This window comes from Pontimicrobium sp. MEBiC01747 (genome assembly GCF_053601635.1).
Genome location: NZ_JBSHNS010000002.1, coordinates 1 through 975 on the forward strand (window position 1 = coordinate 1; position 975 = coordinate 975).

2 protein-coding genes are annotated in these 975 nt (G+C 28.0%); one reads left to right on the top strand and one right to left on the bottom strand.

What is annotated here, in order from left to right; genetic code table 11:
* A partial coding sequence (locus ACVC2P_RS00015) for a lysophospholipid acyltransferase family protein (protein WP_452596442.1) occupies positions 1-237 on the bottom strand: 237 nt, incomplete at its 3' end.
* Between the two features lie 146 nt (positions 238-383).
* On the opposite strand from ACVC2P_RS00015, the gene ACVC2P_RS00020 reads away from it, so the two are divergent.
* A partial coding sequence (locus tag ACVC2P_RS00020; RefSeq protein ID WP_452596443.1) for a rhomboid family intramembrane serine protease occupies positions 384-975 on the top strand: 592 nt, incomplete at its 3' end.

Sequence of the window (975 nt, forward strand, 5' to 3'; positions counted from 1 at the left end):
CTCTACAACCATATCACAAAGATGATGATAGAATTTTTTTGTAATACGGTTTATTTCTTCCGAAGATTTTTCAGGAAAAACTAATTTTAAATTAGCGATCACTACTTTTTTTCTGTACCCAATAATATAGTAAATAAGTACAAATAAACCATCTGAAAACACATATAGTAAACGAAATGGAAGTATGGATATTAACCATAAAAATGGATAAAGAATAATGTAAGCTAAAAGTTGCATTTATACGTTTTAAATTTGCAATGACAAATATATGCTATATTTTGGCGGTATAAAACAATAAAGAGTCTTGTGATAACTAAGATGATGTGTTTTGTAATTTTATATATTTATAATTTAAAAAATACTTCTAAAAAGAGTAACACTTTATGGGGAACTTAAATTTAATAACAATTGTTATTATAGCTGCAAATGTTTTTATTTCTATAAAAGGATTTAATGATTTTTATTTTAGAGAACAATATAAATTTAATGTAGGCGCCATTAATAGAGGCGAAAAATACAGATTGTTTACTTCTGGTTTTTTACATGCAGACCCTAACCATTTAATCATGAATATGATTGGATTATACTTTTTTGCAGATCAAGTTGTAAATACTATTGGCTCTGCAGGTTTTATAGCAGTTTATTTTGGAAGTCTATTTGCTGGAAGTTTACTATCCTTATATTTTAATAAAGATAATTACATGTATAGTGCTCTTGGTGCTAGCGGGGCTGTTACTGGAGTGTTGTATTCTGCTATTTTACTGGGACCAGAACTAAAACGGTATTTTATTTTTTTACCACAACACATAGGTAGTTTAGATTTAGGTATAAAGGCCTATTTATTAGGAGTTGGTTATTTACTATACACCATTTATGCTATGAAACATAAAAATGATAATATAGGACACGATGCCCATTTTGGCGGTGCAATAGGTGGTTACATTATTACCTTTATTTTAGCTAGTGGTATATTAT